This window comes from Spirillospora sp. NBC_01491, from assembly GCF_036227065.1.
Classification (GTDB): Bacteria; Actinomycetota; Actinomycetes; order Streptosporangiales; family Streptosporangiaceae; genus Spirillospora; species Spirillospora xylanilytica.
On record NZ_CP109432.1, the window covers coordinates 2,731,740 to 2,756,480 of the forward strand.

Annotated in this window: 20 protein-coding genes and 2 tRNA genes; 4 read left to right on the top strand and 18 right to left on the bottom strand. The window is 73.2% G+C overall.

The genetic code is table 11. The features are described 5' to 3' along the window. Positions 1-91 precede the first annotated feature (91 nt). Positions 92-1,189 (top strand): baeRF2 domain-containing protein, encoded by a 1,098-nt coding sequence (locus tag OHA34_RS12815; protein ID WP_329521711.1) that lies wholly within the window; start codon positions 92-94, stop codon positions 1,187-1,189. A 162-nt stretch (positions 1,190-1,351) separates the two neighbouring features. Here OHA34_RS12815 and OHA34_RS12820 read toward each other — a convergent pair whose 3' ends face one another. Next, a complete protein-coding gene (locus tag OHA34_RS12820; protein ID WP_329521712.1) occupies positions 1,352-2,494 on the bottom strand; it encodes a hypothetical protein in 1,143 nt (380 codons plus the stop codon). A gap of 180 nt (positions 2,495-2,674) precedes the next feature. Here OHA34_RS12820 and OHA34_RS12825 point away from each other — a divergent pair, with 180 nt between their 5' ends. Continuing rightward, positions 2,675-3,505 carry an SAM-dependent methyltransferase gene (locus OHA34_RS12825; RefSeq protein WP_285944433.1) on the top strand — a complete coding sequence of 277 codons (831 nt, stop codon included), beginning with the start codon at positions 2,675-2,677 and terminating at the stop codon, positions 3,503-3,505. A gap of 66 nt (positions 3,506-3,571) precedes the next feature. On the opposite strand, the gene OHA34_RS12830 is transcribed toward OHA34_RS12825, so the two are convergent. Both OHA34_RS12830 and OHA34_RS12835 read right to left on the bottom strand, forming a co-directional pair. Then, positions 3,572-3,644 (bottom strand) — tRNA-Ala (locus OHA34_RS12830). 86 nt (positions 3,645-3,730) lie between these two features. After that, entirely contained in the window at positions 3,731-4,714 is a 984-nt protein-coding gene (locus OHA34_RS12835) for an NADP-dependent oxidoreductase (RefSeq protein ID WP_285944432.1), read from the bottom strand. A 75-nt stretch (positions 4,715-4,789) separates the two neighbouring features. Here OHA34_RS12835 and OHA34_RS12840 point away from each other — a divergent pair, with 75 nt between their 5' ends. Continuing rightward, positions 4,790-5,245, top strand: coding sequence for a MarR family winged helix-turn-helix transcriptional regulator (locus OHA34_RS12840; protein WP_285944431.1), 456 nt, complete (start codon positions 4,790-4,792; stop codon positions 5,243-5,245). 248 nt (positions 5,246-5,493) lie between these two features. Here the strand turns inward: OHA34_RS12840 and OHA34_RS12845 are convergent, their stop codons facing one another. From OHA34_RS12845 to OHA34_RS12870, 6 genes are all read right to left on the bottom strand, one after another. Then, positions 5,494-6,276, bottom strand: a complete 783-nt coding sequence (locus OHA34_RS12845; RefSeq protein ID WP_285944430.1) for an SDR family NAD(P)-dependent oxidoreductase — start codon at positions 6,274-6,276, stop codon at positions 5,494-5,496. Positions 6,277-6,434: 158 nt separating this feature from the next. After that, positions 6,435-6,507: transfer RNA gene (locus OHA34_RS12850), tRNA-Ala, on the bottom strand. A gap of 189 nt (positions 6,508-6,696) precedes the next feature. Beyond that, positions 6,697-7,359 carry a histidine phosphatase family protein gene (locus OHA34_RS12855; protein ID WP_285944429.1) on the bottom strand — a complete coding sequence of 221 codons (663 nt, stop codon included), beginning with the start codon at positions 7,357-7,359 and terminating at the stop codon, positions 6,697-6,699. Next, positions 7,352-7,762: a ribosome silencing factor gene (rsfS, locus tag OHA34_RS12860; RefSeq protein ID WP_285944428.1), complete on the bottom strand. Its 411-nt coding sequence runs from the start codon at positions 7,760-7,762 to the stop codon at positions 7,352-7,354. The genes OHA34_RS12855 and rsfS overlap by 8 nt, the downstream gene beginning before the upstream one ends. Positions 7,763-8,003: 241 nt before the next feature. Further along, positions 8,004-8,606: a nicotinate-nucleotide adenylyltransferase gene (nadD, locus tag OHA34_RS12865; protein WP_285944427.1), complete on the bottom strand. Its 603-nt coding sequence runs from the start codon at positions 8,604-8,606 to the stop codon at positions 8,004-8,006. A gap of 76 nt (positions 8,607-8,682) precedes the next feature. Then, complete coding sequence (locus OHA34_RS12870) at positions 8,683-9,984, bottom strand: phenylacetate--CoA ligase family protein (protein ID WP_329521713.1); 1,302 nt, start codon at positions 9,982-9,984, stop codon at positions 8,683-8,685. Positions 9,985-10,168: 184 nt separating this feature from the next. On the opposite strand from OHA34_RS12870, the gene OHA34_RS12875 reads away from it, so the two are divergent. After that, positions 10,169-11,206 carry a M48 family metallopeptidase gene (locus OHA34_RS12875; RefSeq protein ID WP_285944425.1) on the top strand — a complete coding sequence of 346 codons (1,038 nt, stop codon included), beginning with the start codon at positions 10,169-10,171 and terminating at the stop codon, positions 11,204-11,206. Between the two features lie 200 nt (positions 11,207-11,406). Here OHA34_RS12875 and OHA34_RS12880 read toward each other — a convergent pair whose 3' ends face one another. The 9 genes from OHA34_RS12880 to OHA34_RS12920 form a co-directional block, all read right to left on the bottom strand. Beyond that, the gene (locus tag OHA34_RS12880; protein WP_285944424.1) at positions 11,407-13,191 is read right to left on the bottom strand and encodes a TIGR03767 family metallophosphoesterase; all 1,785 of its coding nucleotides are present in this window, start codon (positions 13,189-13,191) and stop codon (positions 11,407-11,409) included. Between the two features lie 96 nt (positions 13,192-13,287). Next, positions 13,288-14,556, bottom strand: a complete 1,269-nt coding sequence (locus OHA34_RS12885) for a glutamate-5-semialdehyde dehydrogenase (protein ID WP_285944423.1) — start codon at positions 14,554-14,556, stop codon at positions 13,288-13,290. Between the two features lie 17 nt (positions 14,557-14,573). Continuing rightward, positions 14,574-15,689, bottom strand: a complete 1,116-nt coding sequence (gene proB / locus OHA34_RS12890) for a glutamate 5-kinase (protein WP_285944422.1) — start codon at positions 15,687-15,689, stop codon at positions 14,574-14,576. 29 nt (positions 15,690-15,718) lie between these two features. Next, entirely contained in the window at positions 15,719-17,119 is a 1,401-nt protein-coding gene (gene obgE / locus OHA34_RS12895) for a GTPase ObgE (protein ID WP_285944421.1), read from the bottom strand. 95 nt (positions 17,120-17,214) lie between these two features. After that, positions 17,215-17,472: a 50S ribosomal protein L27 gene (gene rpmA, locus OHA34_RS12900; protein WP_285944420.1), complete on the bottom strand. Its 258-nt coding sequence runs from the start codon at positions 17,470-17,472 to the stop codon at positions 17,215-17,217. Between the two features lie 14 nt (positions 17,473-17,486). After that, positions 17,487-17,801 (bottom strand): 50S ribosomal protein L21, encoded by a 315-nt coding sequence (gene rplU, locus OHA34_RS12905; RefSeq protein WP_285944419.1) that lies wholly within the window; start codon positions 17,799-17,801, stop codon positions 17,487-17,489. 312 nt (positions 17,802-18,113) lie between these two features. Next, positions 18,114-21,467 (bottom strand): Rne/Rng family ribonuclease, encoded by a 3,354-nt coding sequence (locus tag OHA34_RS12910; protein WP_329521714.1) that lies wholly within the window; start codon positions 21,465-21,467, stop codon positions 18,114-18,116. A 200-nt stretch (positions 21,468-21,667) separates the two neighbouring features. Then, positions 21,668-22,564 (bottom strand): TIGR03936 family radical SAM-associated protein, encoded by an 897-nt coding sequence (locus OHA34_RS12915; protein ID WP_285944417.1) that lies wholly within the window; start codon positions 22,562-22,564, stop codon positions 21,668-21,670. A 167-nt stretch (positions 22,565-22,731) separates the two neighbouring features. Next, on the bottom strand, positions 22,732-24,654 hold the full coding sequence (locus OHA34_RS12920) for a TIGR03960 family B12-binding radical SAM protein (protein ID WP_285944416.1): 1,923 nt from the start codon (positions 24,652-24,654) through the stop codon (positions 22,732-22,734). Between the last annotated feature and the right edge of the window lie 87 nt (positions 24,655-24,741).

A 24,741-nucleotide genomic window follows, 5' to 3' on the forward strand; every position in this document is an offset into this window, starting at 1 on the left:
GCGCCTCCGGCGGGCTCCGTGCCCGGTCACCGCCGCCCCGCCCGTCACACCGGTCGACGTTTGACGCGGGCGGGACGGGTAGAGCCGTTCCATGGATCTGGCATTCCTCAAACCGCTCTACCACCGGCCGGGACCCTATGCGTCGGTCTACGCGGACCTGACCCGGACCACCGAGGACGCGTCCAAGGCCGCCGAGCTGCGATGGCGCGCCCTCCGCACCGACCTGGAGGCGCAGGGCGCCCCGGACAGGACGCTCCGTGCCGTCGAGCACGTCGTGCACGAGGAACTGGAACTGCGCCGCTCCGAGGGGCTGGTGCTCTTCGCCGCCGGCGACGAGGTGGTGCGCACCGAGCGCCTGGCCGGGCCGCCGCGCACGTCGCTGGCGCGCGTCGCACCGCTCCCGCATGTCCTGCCGTACCTGGCCGGACGGGGTGAGCGGTTCCCCCACCTGGTCGCGGTGGTGGACCGGCGCGGCGGGGAGATCGACTGCTTCACCGCGGAGGGCGGGCACCGGCACCGCGAGGTCCGGGGCGGCGAGGACCATCCGGCCCGGAGGACCAAGGCGGGCGACTGGAACCAGTCGCGGTTCCAGCGGGCCGAGGAGAACGCGTGGAAGGCGACCGCCAAGAGGGTCGGCCGCGAGATCGACCGGGCGGCGCGCGACTGCGGCGCCCGGGCGGTCGTGATCGCCGGAGACGTACGCGCCCGCAGCGCCGTCCTGGAGGAGATCTCCGAAGGCGTGCTGGAGCACACCGTGGAATCCGACCGCAACATCTCCGCCAACGACCCCGGGCTGAACGCCGAACTCGCCCGGATCCTGGAGCTCAAGACCGCCGAAAGGGTGCTGAGCGTCGCCGAGCGGTTCGACCGGGAGCTGGCCAATGGGCAGCGGGCCGTCGCCGGACTGCCCGCCACCGTGGCGGCCGTCCGGCGCGGGCAGGTCGAGAGCCTGCTCCTGGACGACGACCCCGAGTCGCCGGCGCGGCTGTGGATCGGCCCCGATCCGGGCCACGTCGCCGCCACGCCGGGCGAGCTGCGCCGACTCGGCGTGACCGATCCCCAGGAGGAACGCGCCGACGCGGCTCTGGTCCGTGCCGTCGCCGCCACTGACGGCGACCTGGTCGTCCTACCGGCGGACGGACCGAACGCGTCCCTCGGTGTGGGGGCGGTGCTGCGCTACAGCGATTGACCCGCCGCCCCTCCGGAGGCTGCCATACGCCCTACAGCGATCTCCGGAGGGGCGGCTTCAGAAGCCGGCTTCAGGGGCGGCCTCAAGGGTCGCGCTCGCCCAAGCCAGGTCGGCGTCCGAGCCGCCAGGCGAGAACGCCGGACCGGGCTTTTGAAACACGGTCTAGGAGACCTTCGCCAGGGGGTCGGGCGTGGCGCCGCTCCACCGATACATGGTGACATTGCTCGTCTGCTTGGTGACTCCGTCCTCCACCACGGTGCCGTTCTTGGAGACGTAGTACCGGCCGTCCCCCAGGGAGATCAGCCCGTACTGCCCGCCGCTCTCCCAGCCGCGGACTCCGGTGGCGGCGTCCTTCAGGCCGTGCCGGGCGAGCGGCAGGAGCAGTCCGCGCTCCGGCTCCGCCTGCCCCTTGATGACGCCCTTGTGCGGACGGGCCTTGGCGTCGACGGTGAAGAGCGAGTAGTTGGGGAAGCCCGGCTTGACGCCCTTGTAGGCGGCCATCATCCAGGTGCGGGTGTACGGGTCGTACTCCAGGTTCTGCGCACCGTAGGTCGTGTTGCCCGTGTAGACGAAGTACTTCCCGTCCACGCGGGAGGGGCCGCTCGTGTGCGGGGCCTCCTGCGTCAACGGCCGCTCGTACTTCTTCCACTGGCCGACGTCGTACTGCAACAGCACCTGGTGGTCGTTGTCCTGCCGGGACGTGTTGGAGTAGATGCCGTACGCGACGGTCAGCGTGTTGCCGTCACGCTGCTTCCCGCCCTTGCCGATCTCCGGCCCGAACGCCACGCCGTCGATCCCGCTGCACCCGTACCGGTGGTCCTTGGTGTTGCCGGTGTCGCCGTCGAACTTCCCGTCGCCGTCCATGTCGGCCGAGTAGTCGCCGACGACCTCCTTCAGGTACACGGTCGACACGACCCCGGACGTCTCGGCGTCCATGCCCAGCCGGTCGATCTTGTCCACGTCGAAGATGGCGATGTAGAAGGACTTGGCCTCCTTGTACTCCAGGGACCCGTAGACCCTCCCGTCCTTGGCGTTGAAGTCCAGGTCGCCGACGTGTCCGGTGAAGCCCGACACCGATCCGACGGGCTTGCCCTTCAGGTCGGTCTTCACCAGGAGGTTGGTGAACGAGAAGTACATGTAGCCCTTGGCACGGTCCACGGCGATGCCCTGCACGTGCCCCGAGGCCCATGCGCCGCCGTACACCTCCTTGGGCAGGTTCTCGCGCGCCTGCGCACCGGGCGCGACGAGCAACGATCCAGCGACCAGAACCGAGGTGGCCAGCGTGATCGGAAGCAGCTTCCGCATCGATTCTCCGTTTCCATGGCGGTCATCAATCCAAGATCATCACCTCATCTGACCACATCGCGACGTAAACGATCAATCGGTCACAGATGAAGATTTCGGGGCGAACAGCGAACCCTTCACCGCGGCGGGCCGCCCGGCTACGGTTGCGGGTGACGGACGTCGCGGACCCTGGAAGGCCCCATGACCGACAGCAGCGCCCCCGCACCGGGGATCGACACCCGCCGGCCGCACCAGGCGAGGATCTGGAACCACTGGCTGGGCGGCAAGGACAACTACCCGGTCGACCGCGACGTCGGCGACCGGATCATGCGGGTGTTCCCCGAGATCGCCGACATCGCCCGGCACTCCCGGGCGCTGCTGGTGCGCGTGGTGCGGTTCCTCGCCGAGGAGCAGGGCGTCCGCCAGTTCCTGGACGTCGGCACCGGCATGCCCGGCCTCGACAACACCCACGAGGTCGCGCAGCGCGTCGCGCCCGGCGCGCGGGTCGTCTACGTCGACAACGACCCCCTGGTGGTGGCGCACGCCCGCGCGCTGCTGACCGGCCTGCCCGCAGGCTCGTGCGACTACCTCGAGGCCGACGTCCGCGACCCCGGCGACATCATCGAGCGGGCCGCGGCGACGCTGGACTTCTCCCAGCCGATCGCGCTGCTGCTGCTCGGCATCATCGGCAACGTGCCCGACGAGGACGACCCGGTCGCGATCGTGCGCACGCTGACGTCCCGGCTGCCCTCCGGCAGTTTCGTGGTCGTCAACGACGGCACCAACGTGCTGGGCGTCACCGACGACACACCGGCCGACGCCACGGCCCGCGCCGAGGCGCTGCGACTGTGCGCGGACGCGGGCTCGGTCCCGTACCACGCGCGCACGCCCGGATTCATCGCCGCGTGCCTGGAGGGGCTGGAGCTGCTGGAGCCGGGCGTGGTGTCCACCCCGCTGTGGCGCCCGGACTTCCCGGAGATCGACGAGATCGAGCCGCTCGACTCGTTCGGCGGCGTGGCCCGCAAACCCTGACCACTCGTCCGGGCCTATGACGCGACGAAGGGCCGGTGCGAACGCACCGGCCCTTCGTACTCACTGTGGAGCTATGGGGATTCGAACCCCAGACCTCCTCCATGCCATGGAGGCGCGCTACCAACTGCGCCATAGCCCCAGGTCGGATCGGGAGGCTCTCGCCCCGACGATCGGCCATGCACGAGCTTAGTGCACGCTGGAGGCAGGTCGGTACATCCGCTCCACTCAGAGGCGGACCAGCATCTTCCCGGTGTTGGCGCCGCGGAGCAGCCCGAGGAAGGCGTCCGCGGCGTTCTCGATGCCGTCGACCACGGTCGCCTCGGTCCGGATCGACGCGGCGAACCCGGCCAGCTCGGGCATCAGATCGGCGTGGTCGCTGGCGATGAACCCGCGCAGCGTGAGCCGCTTGCCGATGGCGAGCGCGAGGTTGTCGGGGCCCGGCACCGGCCCGGCCGCGTTGTACTGCGCCACCGCCCCGCACAGCGCGACCCGCCCGTGCAGGCGCAGCGCGGCGAGCGCGGCGCGCAGGTGGTCGCCGCCGACGTTGTCGAAGTAGACGTCGATCCCATCGGGAGCCGCCTCGCGCAGCCGCTCCTCCAGCCGTCCCTCCTTGTAGTCGATCGCGACGTCGTACCCGAAGTCCCCGGTCAGCCGCGCGGCCTTCTGCGGGCCGCCCGCGGAACCGATGACCCTGGACGCGCCGAGCCGCCGCGCGATCTGCCCCGCCACACTGCCCACGGCCCCGGCTGCGCCGGACACGAAGACGACGTCGCCCTCCTTCACCGGCGCGATCCTGGTGAGGCCCGCGTACGCGGTGAGCCCGGTCAGCCCGAGCACCCCCAGGTACGCCTCCGCGGACGCCGAGGTCGTGTCGATCGCCCGCACACTGCCGGCGTCGACCGTGGCGTACTCGCGCCAGCCAAGCCCGTGCAGGACGGTCGTCCCCACGGGCACCGCCTCAGCGCGGGAGGCGACCACGGTGCCGACGGCGCCGCCGTCCATGGCCTCACCGAGCTTGAAGGGCGGGACGTACGACTTGGTGTCGTTCATCCGGCCCCGCATGTACGGGTCGACGGAGATCCAGTCGTTGCGCACCACCACCTCGCCCTCCCCGGGCTCGGCGACGGGCACCTCGGCCAGTTCGAAATCGGACGGCACGGGCTCGCCGTCCGGACGCGCCACTAGGCGGACCTCACGGGACACGGTCATGGAACCTCCAGTGTTGTGTGTACACACACACGCTACAACGCGTGCACATACACACAAATCACCTAGGCTGGGGCCATGTCCCCCGCGAAACAGCTCGGTGAGTCCGACCTCCCCCCAGAGGACCTCGCCTTCTACGGTCTGGTCTGGGCCGGCAACACCCTCGGCCAGCGGGTCGGCCGCGAGCTGATGCGCCACCACGGCCTGCCCCTATCGTGGTTCGAGGTGCTCCTGTGGCTCTCCTACCAGGACGCCCCGGTCTCGGTGTCGGACCTGGGGTCGTGCACCATGCTCAGCCGCAGCCAGGTGTCCCGCGTGGTCGACGCGCTCCACGAACGCGGGCTGATCGAACGCGGACGCTCGCAGAACGACGCGCGCTCGGCCGAGCTCGCCCTCACCGCCAAGGGCCGGACCGCCTTCGGCGAGGCCGACGCCACCCGCCGCGCGGCACTGGACGGCGCCTTCACCGGCACGCTCGACGAGGACGACCTCGCCTCCCTGGTCAAGATCTGGGGCAAGCTCAAGGACGCCTGACCCGCCGGGCCGCCCCACGGGCCCGAGTACACCTAGGGTCTGTCTCAAAGTGCCTCGGCCGTCGCGCGAGCGCGTTATCTGGCCGGTGGGGCGAAGCCGGAGGCGAGCCCCACCGGCCAGATCGCGGAGCGATGTCGCGCTCGCCCAAGCACGGTCGGCGTCCGAGCCGCCAGGCGAGAACGCCGGGCCGGGGGTGTTGGGAACACAGCCCAGGAGCCGTCCGGCGGCGTTCCCGTCCGGACGCCCGGTCACGTCCCCAGGGAACGTCCGCCGTCGACGATCTGGACGGTGCCGGTGATGAACGAGGCGCGGGCGCTCAGCAGGAAGACGCCGGCCGCGGCGACCTCCTCGGGCCGCGCGACCCTTCCGAGCGGGATCCCGGCGTCCACCGCGACGCGGCGCACCTGCTCCGCGACGTCCTCCGGATCGCCGGTCATGCCGCCGAGCAGCGCGCCGCTGGCGGTGTAGCCGGGGGCCAGCACGTTGACGGTGATCTCGCCCGGCCCCAGCTCGTGCGCGAGGGTCTTGGCATAGCCGATCAGGCCGGACCGGGCGATGCCGGACATCGCATACTTCGGGATCAGCTCCCGGACCGTCTCGCTCGTGACCATCAGCACCCGGCCCCAGCCCGCGCTCCGCAGCCGGGGCAGCGCGGCCCGCACCAGCCCGATGTGCGCGATCATGCCGAGCTCGACCGCCGCGCGGTAGTCGTCCGGGCCGAAGCCGCCGGCCGGGCCGGCGGGCGGCCCGCCCGCGTTGGTCACCACGATGTGCACCGCGCCGTGCTCTTCGGCCGTCTCGTCGACCCACGCCTGCGCGCCCGCGGTGTCGCGGATGTCGAGCACCCGGGTGCCGACCACCGCCCCCGGCTCCTCGCGGAGGGCGTCGGCGGCCGTCTTCAGCCGCCCGGGGTCGCGGCCCGCGATCGACACCTTCGCGCCCTCGCGCACCAGCTCACGGGCGATCGCCAGGCCGATGCCCGACGATCCCCCGGCCACCAGGGCGACCTTGCCGCTCAGTCCCAGATCCAACGTCGATCCCTCATCTCGTGCCGGTGCCGGTGCGGTGGGGAGGCTCCCCGAGCATGATCACTCGCAGCGGGCCCGGCCCGCAATGGCCGGCGGAGGGTGGAAACGCGTCAGGGGCACCGCCTTGACGGCGGTGCCCCTGACGTACGCGCGATCTCGAGTGGAGCTATGGGGATTCGAACCCCAGACCTCCTCCATGCCATGGAGGCGCGCTACCAACTGCGCCATAGCCCCGCGCTACTGCGTGGACTCTCATCCCGCAGCGCTCAGCCAGTGTATAGGACACCGGCCGCGTACTCGAATCGATTGCGGCGCCCCCGGACAGCCCCGGCGGCCCTCGCGGCCCCGGACGACCCGGAGGCGCCGTTCGGACGTCGGCCGGACGCCCGTGCCGGACGCCCGCCGGACGTCGGCCGGATGCGCTCAGGCGCCGTTGTCGGTGCGGTCGTCGCCGAGGACGGGCTCGGGAAGCGTGCCGGCGTTGTGCTCGACCAGCCGCCAGCCGCCGTCGCGCATCTCGGCCAGGACCGACCAGCAGCAGTTGGACAGCCCGCCGAGCCGCTCCCAGACCTCCTCGGGCAGCCCGAGCAGGTGCGACATCCCGAGCCTGAGCGCGGCGCCGTGCGAGGCGACCACCAGCAGGCCGGTCGGCGGAAGCGCGTCCAGGCCGCGTTCCAGGGCCGTGCCGACGCGCTTGGCGACCTGGGCGCTGGTCTCGCCGCCGGGCGGCTGCCAGATGGCGCGCTCGGCCGGGTAGCGCTCGCGGATCTCCCGGTCGGTGAGGCCCTCCCAGGCGCCGCCGTCCCGCTCGATCAGGTCGGCGTCGTGCCGCACCGGCAGCCCGGTGAGCCCGGCGAGGGCCGCCGCGGTGTCGGCGGCGCGCTGGAGCGGGGAGGCGAGCAGCGCGGTGGGGCGCAGCCCGGTCAGCAGCCGGGCCGCGTCCCGCGCCTGGCGGACACCGGTCTCGTCCAGCGGGATGTCGGTCTTGCCCTGGAAGCGGCGCTCGACGTTCCAGGCGGTCTGCCCGTGCCGCCACAGCACCAGCCGCCGCTTGCCCGGCTCGCGGACGGTGCGGGTCTCACTCACTCGGGCTCCCGGCGCGGGCGGGCCGGTCCCGGTGCGCGTGGACGCCCTCGGGCAGCCCGATCAGCGGACAGTCCTTCCAGAGCCGTTCGAGCGCGTAGAACATGCGGTCCTCCTCGTGCTGGACGTGCACGATGATCTCGGCGTAGTCGAGCAGCACCCAGCGGCCCTCGCGCTCGCCCTCGCGGCGGACGGGCTTGGCGCCCGCCTCCTCGCGGAGCCGCCGCTCGACCTCGTCGACGATGGCCCGGACCTGGCGCTCGTTGGACGCCGAGCAGAGCACGAACGCGTCGGTGATGACGAGCTGCTCGCTCACGTCATAGGCAAGAATGTCATCGGCCAGCTTGTCGCCCGCCGCCTCCGCGGCGATCCGGACCAGCTGTACGGCCCTATCGGATGCGGTCACGATGCGCTCGCGATCCTCCCTGTAGGGGTCGGGTCCCGCCAACCATCTCACGGGTGGCGAAGCCCGGCCTCCTCGTCGATACAACGCCGCCGCGACCGGTTCGGCCCGCGGCGGGCCCTCACGTCCAGGGTATGGCGCCGAGCGGGAACTCGCGCCCGCGCGGGCGCGGGCGGGCGGGCGCAGACGGCCGCGGCCAGGGGCCGGAACCGGGCGCGGGGCCGTGGGCGGGGGGCGGACGGGCTCAGCCTTCGGGTGCCCGGTAGAGGCCGCGCTTGTTGATGTACTGGACGATCCCGTCCGGGACCAGGTACCAGATCGGCTCGCCCTCGCGGACCCGGTCGCGGCACTCGGTGGACGAGATCGACAGCGCGGGGACCTCCATCAGGCTGACCCGCCCGTTCGGCAGGCCGGGGTCGGCCAGCCGGTGGCCGGGCCTGGTGACCCCGACGAAGTGCGCGAGCTCGAACAGCTCGTCGGTGTCGTGCCAGGTCAGCATCTGCTCTAGGGCGTCGGCGCCAGTGATGAAGAAGTAGTCGGAGTCGGGGCCGTGCAGGTCGCGGACGTCGCGCAGGGTGTCGACGGTGTAGGTCGGGCCGGGCCGGTCGATGTCGATCCGGCTGACCGAGAACCGGGGGTTGGACGCCGTCGCGATCACCGCCATCAGGTAGCGGTCCTCGGCGGCGGCGACCTTGCGCTCCCCCTTGTGGGACGACAGGCCGGTGGGCACGAACACCACCTCGTCCAGGGAGAAGAAGTGGGCGACCTCGCTCGCGGCCACCAGGTGACCATGGTGGATCGGGTCGAAGGTGCCGCCCATGATCCCCAAACGCCGCTTTTGCGTCATGCCGACGAGAATAGCCAGCGGCCGGAGTGCTCCGACCGGCAGCCCCTCCCCGTCCGGCGCCCGGCCCCTGGCGGCCTCAGCGCAGGCCCGGCACGGGCGGCTCGCCCGACTCCCAGGACACCACCCGTACCGCCTTGCCGACCTCCGCGCGCGGCACGGTGCCGTCCGGCAGGACCCGGATCTCGGCGGCCAGCCCCAGCGACTCGCGCAGCGCGCGGGCCAGCCTCTCCTGGAGGTCCGCCGGGGCGCCGCCGCCGGGCGCGGCCTCGCAGGCGGCCAGGAGCCGGGCGGCGGGGCGCCGCCGGTCCACGACGAGCTGGTAGTGCGGCGCGATCAGGCCGGATCCCAGCAGGACCCGTTCGACCTCGCTCGGATACACGTTGACGCCCCGGATCACCAGCATGTCGTCGGCCCGCCCGAGGACCTTGCCCATCCGCACCAGGGTCCGCCCGCAGGGGCACTCCGCCCGGTCGAGCGAGGCGATGTCGCCGGTCCGGTAGCGCAGCAGCGGCAGCGCCTGCTTGGTCGGGGTGGTGAAGACCAGCTCGCCGGGGACGCCGTCCGCCACCGGGACGCCGGTGGCCGGGTCGACGGCCTCGACGACGAAGTGGTCCTCGTTGACGTGCAGCCCGTCCTGCTCCAGGCACTCGGTGGCCACGCCCGGCCCGATCACCTCCGACAGGCCGTAGATGTCGACGGCCTTGATCGGCAGGACCCGCTCGATGGCGGCGCGCAGCTCATCCGTCCACGGTTCGGCGCCGAGCACGCCGGCCCTGAGCGCGGGCAGCGCGACGCCGGCCTCCGCCGCCGCCTCACCGAGCCGGAGCGCGTACGCGGGCGTGCAGGTCAGGATGTCGGCCCCCAGATCGGCGAGCATCCGGACCTGGCGCCCGGTCATCCCGCCCGACATCGGGACCACGGTCGCACCCAGCGCCACCGCCCCCTGGTGGATGCCGATCCCGCCGGTGAACAGCCCGTACCCGTACGCGTTGTGGACGACGCTGCCCGGCCCCGCGCCCACGCACGAGAGCGACCGCGCGCACATCGCCGCCCACAGGTCCAGATCGGCGCGGGTGTAGGCGACGAGCGTGGGTCTCCCCCGCGTGCCCGAGGACCCGTGCACGGCCGCGATCTGCTCACGGGGGACGGCGAGCATCCCGAACGGGTACGCGTCCCAGAGGTCGCGCTTGGTGGTGAAGGGCAGCCCGCCCAGATCGGTGAGCTCCAGACCGGCGCCGCTTTCGACCCCGGCCTCTTTGAGCCGCCGCCCCTGCACGCCGTCCGCCGCGATCAGCCGGTCGACCAGGCGCCGCAACCGGTCGCGCTGGAGAACGGCCCGCTCGTCCAGCGGCATGGCCTCGGCCTTGGGATCGAACATCGCCCGCCTCCCGCGCAGTCCGAGCGGAGCGCCCGGCCGCGCAGCCGCTCACCCGGTCGCCGAAGTACACCCCCGCACCGCACCCGCGCGCAACCCCGGCGTGAGAGGCCCGGCCGGTGCCGGACGCGGCCCCGCGGCGGGGAACCCTACGGCGGGGCGGTTCGTCGGAACTACCATGCCAGACATGACGGAGAACACACCGGACAGAGCACGGACGCGCTTCCCCGGGATCAGTTCCCGGGCCTACGAACACCCGGCGGACCGGTCGGCGCTGGTGGCGCTGCGCTCGCTGTCGGGGTTCGACGTCGTCCTGCGCAAGATGTCGGGCCTCTTCAACGAGCGGGCCCTCCGGCTGACCTTCCTCGGCGGCAGCGTGCGGGCCGGCGAGGACCAGTTCCGCCACGTGTACGACATGGTGCGCGACGCCGCCTACATCCTGGACCTCAAGGAGGTCCCCGAGGTGTACGTGCGGCAGGACCCGACGCCGAACGCGATGGCGCTGGGCTCCGACCAGCCGTTCATTGTGGTCAACACGGGGCTGGTCGACCTGCTCGACGAGCAGGAGCTGCGGTTCGTCATCGCGCACGAGGTCGGGCACATCCTGTCCGGCCACGCGGTCTACCAGACGATGATGCAGATCCTGGTGCAGCTCGGGTCGCGGCTGGCCTGGCTGCCACTGGGCAACATCGGCATCGCGGCGATCATCATCGGGCTGCGGGAGTGGTTCCGCAAGGCCGAGCTGTCCTCGGACCGGGCCGGGCTGCTGGCCGGCCAGGACCTCGACGCGGCCAAGCGCACGATGATGAAGCTGGCCGGCGGCACCCGGCTGACCGAGATGAGCCAGGAGGCGTTCCTGGAGCAGGCCCGCGAGTACGACGCGGCCGGCGACGTGCGCGACGGGCTGCTGAAGTTCCTCAACCTGCTGCCGCAGTCGCACCCGTACGCGGTGATCCGGTTCGCCGAGATCGACCGGTGGGCGCACAGCGGCGAGTACCAGCGGATCCTCGCCGGCGACTACCCGCGCCGCGACGACGACGACAGCGCCTCGGTCACCGACGAGATCCGCAACGCGGCCGGCGCGTACCGCGAGTCGTGGGAGCGGACCGCGGACCCGTTCGTCGGGAAGATCCGCGACGTGGCCGACGCGGCGACCTCGGCGGCGGGCGGGCTGTTCGACCGGTTCAACCGGCGCGACAACGGGCCGACCGACCGCGCCAACTAGGGACCGCGACCCGGCGCGCACGAGGGCCGGCCGGGAGCAGGATCAGGGCCGTCGCGCCACGGACGCGGCGGCCCTTCCCATGCCCGGCTCCGGGATGGACCTCGGACCGAACTCGGGACGGAGTCGGGACGGAGTCGGGACGGAGTCGGGACGGAGTCGGGACGGTTCGGCTCCGCGCTCGGAACCGGACTCGGACAGGCTCAGAACGGGGCGGGGACCAGCAGCTCGACGTTGCGGTCCTCGGGCTTGCCGCGCCGCTCCTCCTCGCGTTCCTGCCAGTCGTTGCCGGCCAGCTCGCGGGAGAGCGCGGCCAGCCGGACGGGGTCGCCGACGGCCCCGCCGAACGACTCGGGTCCGGCGGAGTCGAGGACGGTCGCGAAGACCGACAGCGTGCCGTCGCCGTTGTCGGCCAGCTCCACGATCCGGCTCTGCTGCGGGAAGTCGATGTGCGAGGCGGTGTTGACCTCCCAGAAGCCGCCCCTGCCCTCGCGGGGGTGCGGGACGACCTCGTTGCGGTGCGTATGGCCGTTGACCCACAGCACGACGTTGGGGAAGCGCAGCAGCAGCGCCTTGACCTCGTCGCCGAGCACCCGGTCGCCGCCGAGCGGGTTCGACAGCGACGCGATCGGGTGGTGGCTGAACAGCACGAACAGCCGGTCCTGGACGTCGTGCGCGACCGGCTCGCCGTCGGCGCCGGTGTAGCGGCGGCTGCCCGCCTCGAGCTGCGCCTCCAGCCACCGGAACTGGGCCCGGTCGAACGAGCCCTCCGAGTAGCCGTTGGGGTTGACCGTGTCGAGCGCCAGCCCGCGCACGATGCCCCGGTCGAACGCGTAGTAGGCGGTGCCCTCGCGCAGGTTGGCCTGGGTGAAGCCGTGGCCGCGGAGCGCGGTGGCGGTGGTGAAGTGCTCGCGGACGACCTCGGCGCGCGACAGCATCCGGCGCGCCGGATCGGGGGTGACCTGCCGGAACAGCCCGCCGCCGGCGCCGCTCTCGCGGCTGAGCGCGACGAGCTCGACGGCGTTGCCGTCGCGGAGCATCCGGGCCAGCCGCTCGGCCTGCGCGTCGTCGGCCGGGGCGCCGATCTTGATGCCGCCGGTCGCCAGCGTGCCGACCAGCGGGTTGACGGGCAGGTTGCCCTGGATGAGGCCGTCGTGGTTGCCGAAGACCGCGAGCCACGGGCTGCGGAGCCCGGCGGCCTGGAACGGCTTGCGGGCGGCGTCGAGCAGCCCCTTGACCCGCGGGAAGCCGTACTGGGCGAGGGCCACGTCGGGCTGCGCGCCCTGCGGCGGCCCGTCCGGGTGCCAGAACCGCTGGTCGTAGGCGGCCCGGTCCATCACGCCCTCGTACCGGGCGGGGTCGCCCGAGTCGGGCCGGACCCGGCCGCCGTCGAGCAGGTCGATGATCCAGCGCAGCTCGTTGTACTGGACGTTGTCGGCCGCGTCGCCGGTGTTGATGGTGAACGCGAGGCCGAGCCCGGTCGCGGGGCCGCGGCCGACCCGGTTGATCGCCCGGACCATCGCCTCGGCGACCTGGGTGGTGAGGATCTCGTGCGGGCGGTAGGCGCCCTCCACGGGCAGGACCGACAGCGCGTCCTTGAACCGGTCGAGGAACTCCACCCGGGCCGGCGACTGGGCGTCGACGATGTGCACGTCGGTGAGCTGGCCGAAGGCGAGCACGCCGCGCCGCCGGGCCGCGCGGCCCGGATCGGCGGTGCCGCCGAGGTCGCGGCGCAGCAGGTGCGGTTCGCCCGGCCCCGCGACGACGCGCCGGTACCCGCCGGCCCCCGGGCCGCCGAGCAGCAGCGTCCGGTCGAGCGTGGTGCCGGCGACCGGGCCGCGCAGCCCGGCGGCCCGGCCCGGCCGTGCGGGCGCGAGGGGCGCGGCGGAGGCCGGGCGCGCCGGGAGGGCGGCCAGGCCGGTGGAGGCGATCCCCGCCCCGAGGGCGGCGTTCCGCAGCACGCGGCGACGGCTGATCTCTGGGGTCACAGTGCTGAATCAGACCACACTGACAACGTGACAACAATGAGCACAGTGTCACATTCTTCTCACCCCGGACGCCACCGGCCCGGACGCGGCCCCCGCTCAGGTCCGGATGTGGCCCTCGCCGGTGACGATGTACTTGGACGAGGTCAGCTCGGCCAGCCCCATCGGCCCGCGGGCGTGCAGCTTCTGGGTGGAGATCCCGATCTCGGCGCCGAACCCGAACTCCTCGCCGTCGGTGAAGCGGGTCGAGGCGTTGACCATCACCGCGGCGGAGTCGACCAGCGCCACGAACCGCTTGGCCGCGGGCTGGGACGTCGTCACGATCGCCTCGGTGTGCCCGGACCCGTACCGGCGGATGTGCGCGACCGCGTCCTCCAGGGAGTCGACCACGCGGGCCGCGATGTCGAGCGACAGGTACTCGGCGCGCCAGTCGTCCTCGGTCGCCGCCACCACGTCGTCGCCGAACGCCCGGACCCGGTCGTCGCCGTGCACCGTGACGCCCTTGGCGCGCAGCGCCTCCAGCGCGCGCGGCAGGAACGCACCGGCGATGCCGGCGTGCACCAGCACCGTCTCGGCGGCGTTGCACACCGACGGCCGCTGGGTCTTGGCGTTGACCAGGATGTCGACCGCCATGTCGACGTCGGCGGCGGCGTCGACGTACACCGCGCAGTTGCCGACCCCGGTCTCGATCACCGGCACGGTGGACTCCCGCACGACCGAGCCGATCAGCGACGCGCCGCCGCGCGGGATCAGGACGTCGACCAGCCCGCGGGCCCGCATCAGGTGCTTCACCGAGTCGCGCGAGGTACCGGGGACGAGCTGGACCGCGTCCGCCGGGACCTCGGTGCCCTGGAGCGCGGCCTGCATCACCCGGACCAGCACGGTGTTGGACTCGAACGCCGAGGACGAGCCGCGCAGCAGCGCCACGTTCCCGCTCTTGAGGCACAGCGCCGCGGCGTCGACGGTCACGTTCGGGCGGCCCTCGTAGATGATCCCGACCACGCCGAGCGGCACCCGGACCTGGCGCAGGTCGAGCCCGTTCGGCAGCACGCCGCCGCGCACCGACTCCCCCACCGGGTCGGGCAGCGCGGCGACCTTGCGGACGGCCTCGGCGATCGCGGCGACCCGCTCCACCGTCAGGCTCAGCCGATCGACCATCGTCTCGGAGATGCCCGCCTCGCGGGCCCGCGCGACGTCGCCCTCGTTGGCCTTGACGATCTCGGGCGCGGCGGCGAGCAGGCCGTCGGCGACGGCGTGCAGGGCCCGATCCTTGGCCGCCCTCGGCAGCGGGGCCAGGACCCCGGCGGCCGTCCGCCCGCGCTCGGCCACCCGCAGGAACTCCTCGCGCTCCCGCTCGGTCTCGCTCATCACCGGCTCCTCTTCCGTCAGTGGGCTGTAAAGATCACCAGATCGTCGCGGTGGATGATCTCGCGCTCGTACTCGGGGCCGAGCTCGCGGGCCAGCCAGCGGGTGGAGCGGCCCATCAGCTCCGGGATCTCGCCCGCGTCGTAGTTGACCAGGCCGCGCGCGACCACCAAACCATCGGCGCCGCACAGGTCGACGGGGTCGCCCGCGGCGAAGTCGCCCTCCACTCCGGTCACCCCGGCGGGCAGCAGCGACTTGCGGTGCCGGGCGACCGCCTCGACCGCGCCCGGGTCGAGCAGCACCCGGCCCTGCCCGGTGGTGGCGTGCGCCAGCCACAGGTGCCGGGTGGACAGGCGCCGCCCGTCGCCGGGATGGAACAGCGTGCCGACGGCGTCGCCGGCCAGCGCCCGGGAGGCGGACGCGGCGTCGGTCAGCACCACCGGGACGCCCGCGATGCGGGCCGCCTCGACCTTGGTGACCATGCCGCCCGTGCCGACCCGGCCGGAGCCGCCCAGCCTGATCCCCTCCAGGTCGGCCGGGCCGCGCACGTGCGCGATGCGGCGCGCGCCGGGGTCGCGCGGGTCGCCGGTGTACAGCGCGTCGACGTCGGACAGCAGGACCAGCGCGTCGGCCCTGGTCAGATGGGCGACCAGCGCCGCCAGCCGGTCGTTGTCACCGAACCGGATCTCGTCGGTGGCCACCGTGTCGTTCTCGTTGACGATCGGCAGCACGCCGAGGTCGAGGAGCTGGGCCAGCGCCCGGCTGGCGTTGCGGTGGTGGGTGCGGCGGATCATGTCGTCGGCGGTCAGCAGCACCTGCCCCACGGTCACCCCGTGCCGCGCGAACGAGGAGGTGTAGCGGGCGAACAGCAGCCCCTGCCCGACGCTCGCCGCGGCCTGCTGGGTCGCCAGGTCGCGGGGCCGCCGGCTCAGCCCGAGCGGGCCCAGCCCGGCCGCGATCGCCCCGGACGAGACGAAGACGACCTCGGTTCCGGCGGCGCGCCGGGCGGCCAGCACGTCCACCAGCGCGTCGATGCGGTCGGCGGCGATCGCGCCCTGGGGGGTGGTGAGCGAGGAGGATCCGGCCTTGACCACGATCCGGCGAGCCTTGGCTATCGACGCGTGCTCGGTGCCCATGGGGGGTGTCTCCGTCGGTCAGGGGGCGGTCAGCGGTATCCGTCCAGGCGGCGGTCGGTGCCGCGCGGTCCGACACCGCCGGACCCGGACGCGACCTCGGGCTCCCAGTCGAAGACGATCGACTCGTCGGCGGTGCCGATCAGGACGGTGGCGCCCGCGTCGGCGCCCGCCTTGGCGAGCGCCTCCTCCACGCCGAGCCGGGCCAGCCGGTCGGCGAGGTAGCCCACCGCCTCCTCGTTGGCGAAGTCGGTCTGCCGCAGCCACCGGACCGGCTTGGCCCCGGTGATCAGGAACGTGTTGTCGCCCATGGACCTGACCTCGAACTCGGCGTCGCCGCCGACCGGCTTGGGCCGGATGACCAGCCTGGTCGGCTCGACCGCCGGCAGCGAGGCGCGGTGCTCGGCGACCATCTCGGCCATCGCGAACGACAGCTCGCGCAGCCCCTCGTGGCTGGCGGCCGACACCTCATAGACCTTGAACCCGCGCTTCTCGAACTCGGGCCGGACCAGCTCGGCGAGGTCGCGGGCGTCCGGCACGTCGACCTTGTTGAGGACCACCAGCCGGGGCCGGTCCGACAGCGGCCGGTCGCCCAGCACCCGGTCGTAGGCCTGGAGCTCGCGCTCGATCACCTCGAAGTCGCTGACCGGGTCGCGGCCCGGCTCCAGGGTCGCGCAGTCGAGCACGTGCGCGAGCGTGGAGGACCGCTCGATGTGCCGCAGGAACTCCAGCCCGAGGCCCTTGCCGTCACTCGCGCCCTCGATCAGCCCCGGCACGTCGGCGATGGTGTAGGTGGTCTCCCCCGCGCTCACCACGCCGAGGTTGGGCACCAGCGTGGTGAACGGGTAGGCGGCGATCTTGGGCTTGGCCGCCGACAGTGCCGCGATCAGCGACGACTTGCCCGCGCTCGGGAACCCGACCAGCGCCACGTCGGCGACGCTCTTGAGCTCCAGCACCACGTCGCTGGAGTCGCCCTCCTCGCCGAGCAGCGCGAACCCCGGGGCCTTGCGCTTGGCGGAGGCCAGCGCGGCGTTCCCGAGCCCGCCCCGGCCGCCCTGCGCGACCACGTAGCGGGTGCCCTCGCCGACCATGTCGGCGAGCACCTCGCCGCTGGACGACTTGACCATCGTGCCGTCGGGCACGGGCAGCAGCACGTCGCCGCCGTCGGCGCCGGTGCGGTGCCCGCCCTGCCCCTGCTTGCCGTTGCCGGCCTTGCGGTGCGGGCGGCGGTGGTACTCCAGCAGGCTCGCCGAGTTGGAGTCCACCTCCAGGATCACGTCGCCGCCGCGCCCGCCGTTGGCGCCGTCCGGGCCGCCCAGCGGCTTGAACTTCTCGCGGTGGACGGAGGCGCAGCCGTTCCCGCCGTTGCCCGCGGCGACGTGCAGCACCACCCGGTCCACGAACTGCGCGCCCGATCCGGTTCCTGCGGCCACGGTGCCCCTCCTCGCTGTCGGCCCTGCCTGAACAGGGCAAAGGGGCGGACCGACACGGTCCGCCCCTTTGTCAAGAACTCGCTACAACGGCGGAATCACTCCGCCGGCGACGTGATGCTCACCGCGTTCCGGCCGCGGTACCGGCAGAACGTGACCGCACCGGGGACGAGCGCGAACAGCGTGTCGTCGCCGCCGCGGCCGACGCCGGGGCCGGGGTGGAAGTGGGTGCCGCGCTGGCGGACGATGATCTCGCCGGCCTTCACGACCTGGCCGCCGAAACGCTTGACGCCCAGGCGCTGGGCGTTGGAGTCACGACCGTTACGGCTGGACGATGCGCCCTTCTTGTGTGCCATGTGACCGCTCTCCCTTACTTCCCGGCCTGGATTCCGGTGATCTTGACCTCGGTGTAGGGCTGACGGTGTCCCATCCGCCGCTTGTACCCGGTCTTGTTCCGGTAGTGCATGATGTGGATCTTGGGGCCCTTGACCGCGCCGAGGATCTCGGCGGTCACCTGGTAGCTCGACAGGTCGGCCGTGGAGCTGACGACGTTGTCGCCGTCCACGACGAGGACGGCCGGGAACGTCACGGTCGACCCGACCTCACCGGCCAGCTTGTCGACGGTGAGCACGTCGTCGACGGCCACCTTCTCCTGCCTGCCGCCTGCGCGGACAATCGCGTACACCGCGGTAACCCTTCGTCATGCGCGCGCTTCCGGGCTGAACCGGTCCCGCACGTGGTCGTAACCAGCCCCCGGACGGGGGCCTACCCCCGGCCCTGGGGCCGAGGGCGGCACACCGGAGGAGAGATCCCCCGGCGCTCTCTGCTCGAGCTGCTCGATCTCACCGGATCGGTGAGGGGCGCGCCCGGACTCCGGCGAAGGGGCCACGGACGCAGGTTCAGATGACGCGCTCATCGCACGCCGATGCTCAAGGATACCGGATGCCCCGACCGCTCGCGAACGGCGGCCGGCCGGGGCATCCGGCCCTGGACCTCGTCAGTCGGACGTGGTCTCGCCCGACGCGCCCTGCTCGGCCGTCTGCGCGACGGCCCGCGGCCGCCGGGTGCGGCGGCGCCGCCCGTTGCCGGCCGCCTCGCCCTCGGTCTCGGCCTCGCCCTCGGCCCCGGTCTCCTGCGTCGCCGAGGCGGTGCCCGCGGGCGCGGTCCCGTTCCCGGCGGCGCCGTTCGAGCCGGTGTGGTCCTGTGCCGGCGTGCCCGCGGGAAGCGGCTCGACCGCGTCGAGGACGCCCGGACCGGCGTCCGTCACCTCGGCGGCGGCGTCGGCCGCGTCCACGGTCGCCTGGGCGCCGCTCTCGGGCTCGTCCGCCGGGACCGGAGCGGACTCCGGCTCGGCCGCCTTCGCCTCGGTCGCCTTCGCCTCGGCGGTCTTCGCCTCGGTCGCCTTCACCTCGGTGGGCTCGGGCTCCAGCGGCTCGGGCGGACCGGCCTGCCGCTTGGCCGCGCCGCGCTTCACCCGCGGCTTGGCGGGGGCGGGCTCGGGAGCGGACGCGGCCACCGGCTCGGCCGTCTCGGTGCGTCCCCGGCCGCCCGTGTCGCGCGACAGCTTCTCCTCGACCGCCTTCTCGACCTCGCCCTTGCGCTTGCGGCGACGGCCGCCGGCGTCCTTGCCGGACGGCTTCTCCGGCTTGTTCTCCACCGGCGTCAGGTGCACGTGGATGCCGCGGCCGTTGCAGCTCTCGCAGGTCTCGGAGAACGCCTCGACCAGGCCCTGCCCGACCCGCTTGCGGGTCATCTGGACCAGACCCAGCGAGGTGACCTCGGCCACCTGGTGCTTGGTGCGGTCGCGCGACAGGCACTCGACCAGGCGGCGCAGCACCAGGTCGCGGTTGCTCTCCAGCACCATGTCGATGAAGTCGATCACGATGATGCCGCCGATGTCGCGCAGCCGGAGCTGGCGGACGATCTCCTCGGCCGCCTCCAGGTTGTTGCGGGTGACGGTCTCCTCGAGGTTGCCGCCCTGCCCGGTGAACTTGCCGGTGTTGACGTCGATGACCGTCATCGCCTCGGTGCGGTCGATGACCAGCGAGCCGCCGCTCGGCAGCCAGACCTTGCGGTCGAGCGCCTTGGCGATCTGCTCGTCGATCCGGAACGCGGTCAGCGCGTCCTGGTCGCCGTCCCAGCGCTCGACCCGCTCGGCCAGGTGCGGCGCGACGTACTCGACGTACTCCGAGACCGTGTCCCACGCCTCGGCGCCGGACACCACCAGCTTGCCGAAGTCCTCGTTGAAGATGTCGCGGACGACCCGGATGGTCAGGTCGGGCTCGCCGTACAGCAGGGACGGCGCGGAGGCGTTCTTGACCTTCTTCTGGATGCTGTCCCACTGGGCCGCCAGCCGGGACACGTCGCGGGCCAGCTCCTCCTCGGTGGCGCCCTCTGCGGCGGTGCGCACGATGACGCCCGCGTTCTCGGGCATCACCTTCTTGAGGATCTGCTTGAGGCGGGTGCGCTCCTTGTCGGGGAGCTTGCGGCTGATGCCGGTCATCGAGCCGTCCGGGACGTACACCAGGTAGCGGCCGGGCAGCGAGACCTGGCTGGTCAGCCGGGCGCCCTTGTGTCCGAGCGGGTCCTTGGTGACCTGCACCAGCACCGACTGGCCGGACTTCAGCGCCGACTCGATGCGGCGCGGCTGGCCCTCCAGCCCGGAGGCGTCCCAGTTGACCTCGCCGGCGTACAGCACCGCGTTACGGCCCTTGCCGACGTCGACGAACGCCGCCTCCATCGAGGGCAGCACGTTCTGCACCTTGCCGAGGTAGACGTTGCCCACGTACGACTGGTGGGTGGCGCGGTTGACGTAGTGCTCGACCAGCACGCCGTCCTCGAGGACGGCGATCTGGGTGCGCTCGCCCTCCTGGCGGACCACCATGACCCGGTCGACCGCCTCGCGGCGGGCCAGGAACTCGGCCTCGGTGATCACCGGCGGACGGCGCCGGCCCTGCTCGCGGCCCTCGCGGCGGCGCTGCTTCTTGGCCTCCAGCCGGGTCGAGCCGCGGACGGACTGGACCTCGTCCTCGACCGTGCGCGAGTCGCGCACGTGCACCACGGTGTTGGCCGGCACCTCCTCGGCGCCCTCGCCGTCGGCCCCGGTCCGGCGCCGGCGGCGGCGCCGGCGGCGGCTCGACCCGCCGGGGCCGGAGTCGCCGTTCTCGTCGTCGTCGCCGGAGTCGTCGCGGTCGCCGTCGCCCGCCTGCTCGTCCCTGGCGTCCTTCTTGGCGTCCTTGCCGCCCCGGGCCTTGGCGCCCTTGGCGCCCTTGGCGGGCTTCTCGGACCGTTCCTGCCGCTCGGCCCGGTCGGGCTTGTCGGCCGGCTCGTCCGCGGCCTCGTCGGCCTCGTCGTCATGGGCCGACTCGTCGTCGCCGGCCTCCTTGCCGCCCCGGCCGCGACCACGGCCGCCGCGGCGGCGGCGCCGCCGGGAGGGCCGGTCGCCGGACTCGTCGTCCTCGTCGCGCTCGTCGGACTGGGCCGCCTCGTCGGCGTCCTCGTCGGCGTGGGCGTCCTCGTCGGACGCGGGTTCGGCCTCGGGGCCGGTGGCGGGGACGGCCTTGGGCTCGTCCTTGGGCCGGACGGCGGGTGCGGCCGAGGGCTGCGGCGGCTGGAAGACCACCATCGGCGGCTGGAAGGTCACCGACGGCACGCCCACGCCGCTCGCGGGCTCGGCCTCCGACACCCGCGCGTCGCTCGCGATGCCGGACGCACCGGTCGCGGGCTCGTTGCCCGGCGCGACCGGCACCTCGGGAACGGGCGGCACGGCGGCGCCGGTCCCCGTTCCGGCGGACGTGTCGGCGCCCGCGGTCGTGGCGGCGCGCTTGCGGGTGCGGCTGCGCGTCGTCCGCGCGGGCTCCTCCGCGGCGGGCTCGGCGGCGGGCGCCTCGGACACGTGCTCCTCGGCCGGCTGGGCCGCGGGCTCGGGCGCGGGCTCGGCGGGCTCCGCCGCCTTGGCCGCCTTGGTGGTCTTGGCGGCCTTGGTCTTGGCCGTGGTGGTGCGGGCCGCCCTGGTGCGGGTGGTCTTCTTGGGCGGCGCGGCCTCAGCGGCCTCCTCGGCCGTGCTCTCGCCGCCGGACGCCCCCTGCGGGGCCCCCGTGCCCTTGGACGCCGTGTCCTCGGACGCCGTGCCCTCGGCCGGTGCGTTCGCGGACGCCGTGGTGGCGGGCGCGGGTGCCTGCGCGGCGGGCGCCGGGGTGGCGATCACCGCGGGGGTGTCGTCGACCTCCGGCGGCGGGCCGGCGGGCCTGCTGGCGGCGCGGCGGCGCGGGCGCGAGGTCGTCCCCGCGCTCGGCGCACCCTGGTCTCCTGTGCCTTCGGCCGCGGCCGAATCGGCTTCGTTCTCTAGCATGCGGGCAATCTCCCGTCAGGTTCCCGGGCGCGTCCGCCGGCTCCGCCAGGGGGCGGACCGGTGCGGTGCGCCGCACGGGAACTCTCCGTCAGTCGTCGGCGTCGCCACTGCCGGACGGTCGTCCGGCGATGACGACGAAGTCGTCGGGGGTGCGCCCGTCGTTCCCTGAGGCCGGTTCCGTGCTGCCACGGCTTCGGCCCTTACGAGCAGGCGCTGACGACATCCGCGCTCGCGGCCCCGCTTGACTGCGGAAGCACAGGACCGCCGGCCGCTCCGGCGTCGTCGCCGGGCGGCTGCTCGGTTACCCGGCCGGGGTGAGCCCGGTCGGGATCCAGCGGATCCGTGAGTCCACCGGTGTCCGCGTCAAGGGGCCCCTGCGCCAGCCTGGTCACCAAAGGCGGTGACGGCGGCGCGAGGTCGGCGACCTGGCGCAGTCCGGTGAGGATGTCGTCGGGTCGAACGGCGGGTGTGGTATGCCGAACAACCATTCGAAGTATCGCACAAGGGGCATCCGCCGCCTCCGCGGCACGCCGGTCCAGCTCACCAGGTTCTGCCTGGAGAGCGCTGACCGCGGCGCGCACGTCGAAACGGCGCCGCCCCTTCTTGGTGAGGCGTTCCACCTCGATCGCCCCGGCGCCGAGGAAGGCGGCCACGGCGGCGGCGGCGTCGCGCTCGGCGACCCCGTCGAGCCGGATCCGCCACTCGGACGCCTCGAGCCGATCGGCGAACGCGCCCGGCTTGACCGGGGCGTCGCCCTCGCGTCCCTGCCGTACGGGCACGACATCGACGATGTCGAGACCGGCGGGCAGTGCCGCGTCGAGATCGGACCGCACCCGCGCAGGGTCGCGGGCCTCGATGAGCCCGATCTCGAGGTACTCGGCCTCACTGGCCACCCCTGTCGCCGCCGCACCCGCGTACGAGATCTTCGGGTGCGGGGTGAATCCGGCGCTGAACGCGACAGGGATCCCGGCGCGCCGGACGGCGCGTTCCACGGCCCGGGAAATGTCGCGGTGGCTCGTGAACCGCAGCCTGCCGCGCTTCGCATAGCGAACGCGCAGGCGCTGGGTCACGGGGGCCGGCGCTGGACCCTCCGGCATGGGAGCCAGGGCTTTCGTCCTTCCTACTCGTGTCGAGTCGAAAACGTCTCTCTATAGAGTACGGTGCGCCCGACCCCCTCGCGCCCGGCAGGACCGCCGCAAGGACCCCCGGAGAGCCCGGAGCCCATGGCCCGGGGCGCCCGGAGACGACTTTCGAATATCCCGGCTCAGACCACCGAGAGCGGCAGCAGCCGCTTTCCCGTGGGCCCGATCTGGATCTCGGTGCCCATGGTCGGGCAGACGCCGCAGTCGTAGCAGGGCGTCCAGCGGCAGTCCTCGACCTCGGTCCCGTCGACGGCCTCCTGCCAGTCCTGCCAGAGCCACTCGCGGTCGAGGCCGGCGTCGAGGTGGTCCCAAGGCAGCACCTCGACCTCGTCGCGCTCGCGCACGGTGTACCAGTCGAGATCGACGGGCTCGCCGGCCAGCGCGGCGCCGGCCGCGGCCGTCCAGCGCTCGTAGGAGAAGTGCTCGGTCCAGCCGTCGAACCGGGCCCCGTCCTCCCAGGCGGCCCGGACGACCTTGCCGACCCGCCGGTCGCCGCGCGACAGCAGGCCCTCGATGACCGACGGCTGGCCGTCGTGGTAGCGCAGGCCGATGGCGCGGCCGTACTCCTTGTCGGAGCGCAGCACGTCCTTCAGCGCCCGCAGCCTGCGGTCGACGGTCTCGTGGTCGCACTGCGCGGCCCACTGGAACGGGGTGTGCGGCTTGGGCACGAACCCGCCGATGGACACGGTGCAGCGGATGTCGCGGCGGCCGGTGGCCTCGCGGCCCGCCTGGATGACCCGCCGGGCCATGCCGGCGATGGCCAGCACGTCCTCGTCCTCCTCGGTCGGCAGCCCGCACATGAAGTAGAGCTTGACCTGGCGCCAGCCGTTCTCGTAGGCGGTGGTGACGGTCCGGATCAGGTCGTCCTCGCCGACCATCTTGTTGATCACCTTGCGCATCCGCTCCGAGCCGCCCTCGGGCGCGAACGTCAGCCCGGAGCGGCGTCCGCCCCGGGAGAACTCGTTGGCGAGGGTGATGTTGAAGGCGTCGACCCGGGTGGACGGCAGCGACAGCGAGGTGTTGGTGCCCTCGTAGCGGTCGGCCAGGTCCTTGGCGACCTCGCCGATCTCGCTGTGGTCGGCGCTGGACAGGCTGAGCAGCCCGACCTCCTGGAAGCCCGACTCCTTGAGGCCCTGGTCGACCATGGCGCCGATGGTGGTGATCGACCGCTCCCGGACCGGACGGGTGATCATGCCGGCCTGGCAGAACCGGCAGCCCCGGGTGCAGCCGCGGAAGATCTCCACGCTGAACCGCTCGTGCACCGTCTCGGCCAGCGGGACCAGCGGCCTCTTCGGGTACGGCCAGGCGTCCAGGTCCATCACGGTGTGCTTGTCGACCCGCCACGGCACGCCCGGCCGGTTGGGCGCGACCCGCTGGATCCGCCCGTCGGGCAGGTAGGTCACGTCGTAGAACTTCGGCACGTACACGCCACCGGACGCGGCCAGCCGCAGCAGCAGCCCGTCGCGGCCGTCCGGGCGGCCCTCGTCCTTCCACTCGGCGATCACCTCGGTGATCGCCAGCGCGATCTCCTCGCCGTCGCCGAGCACGGCGGCGTCGAGGAAGTCGGCGATCGGCTCGGGGTTGAACGCGGCGTGCCCGCCGGCCAGCACGATCGGGTGCTCCTCCCCCCGGTCGGCCGCCACCAGCGGGATGCCGGCCAGGTCGAGGGCGGTCAGCATGTTGGTGTAGCCGAGCTCGGTGGAGAACGACAGGCCCAGCACGTCGAACGCGGCGACCGGCCGGTGCGCGTCGACGGTGAACTGCGGGATGCCGTGCTCGCGCATGACGTCCTCGAGGTCGGGCCAGACCGAGTAGGTGCGCTCGGCCAGCACCCCCTCGCGCTCGTTGAGGATCTCGTAGAGGATCTGGACGCCCTGGTTGGGCAGCCCCACCTCGTAGGCGTCGGGGTACATCAGCGCCCACCGGACCCGGGCCGCGTCCCAGTCCTTGACCTGGGAGTTCAGCTCGCCGCCGACGTACTGAATCGGCTTCTGCACGCGCGGGAGCAGCGGCTCCAGGCGCGGGAAGATCGACTCGACAGGCATGGCGATGTCCTCCGATGGTGTGGACGCCGGGACGGCGGGTACCGCGGGTGCGGGTGCGGGTGCGGTGGCGCGGATCCACCAGCGTAC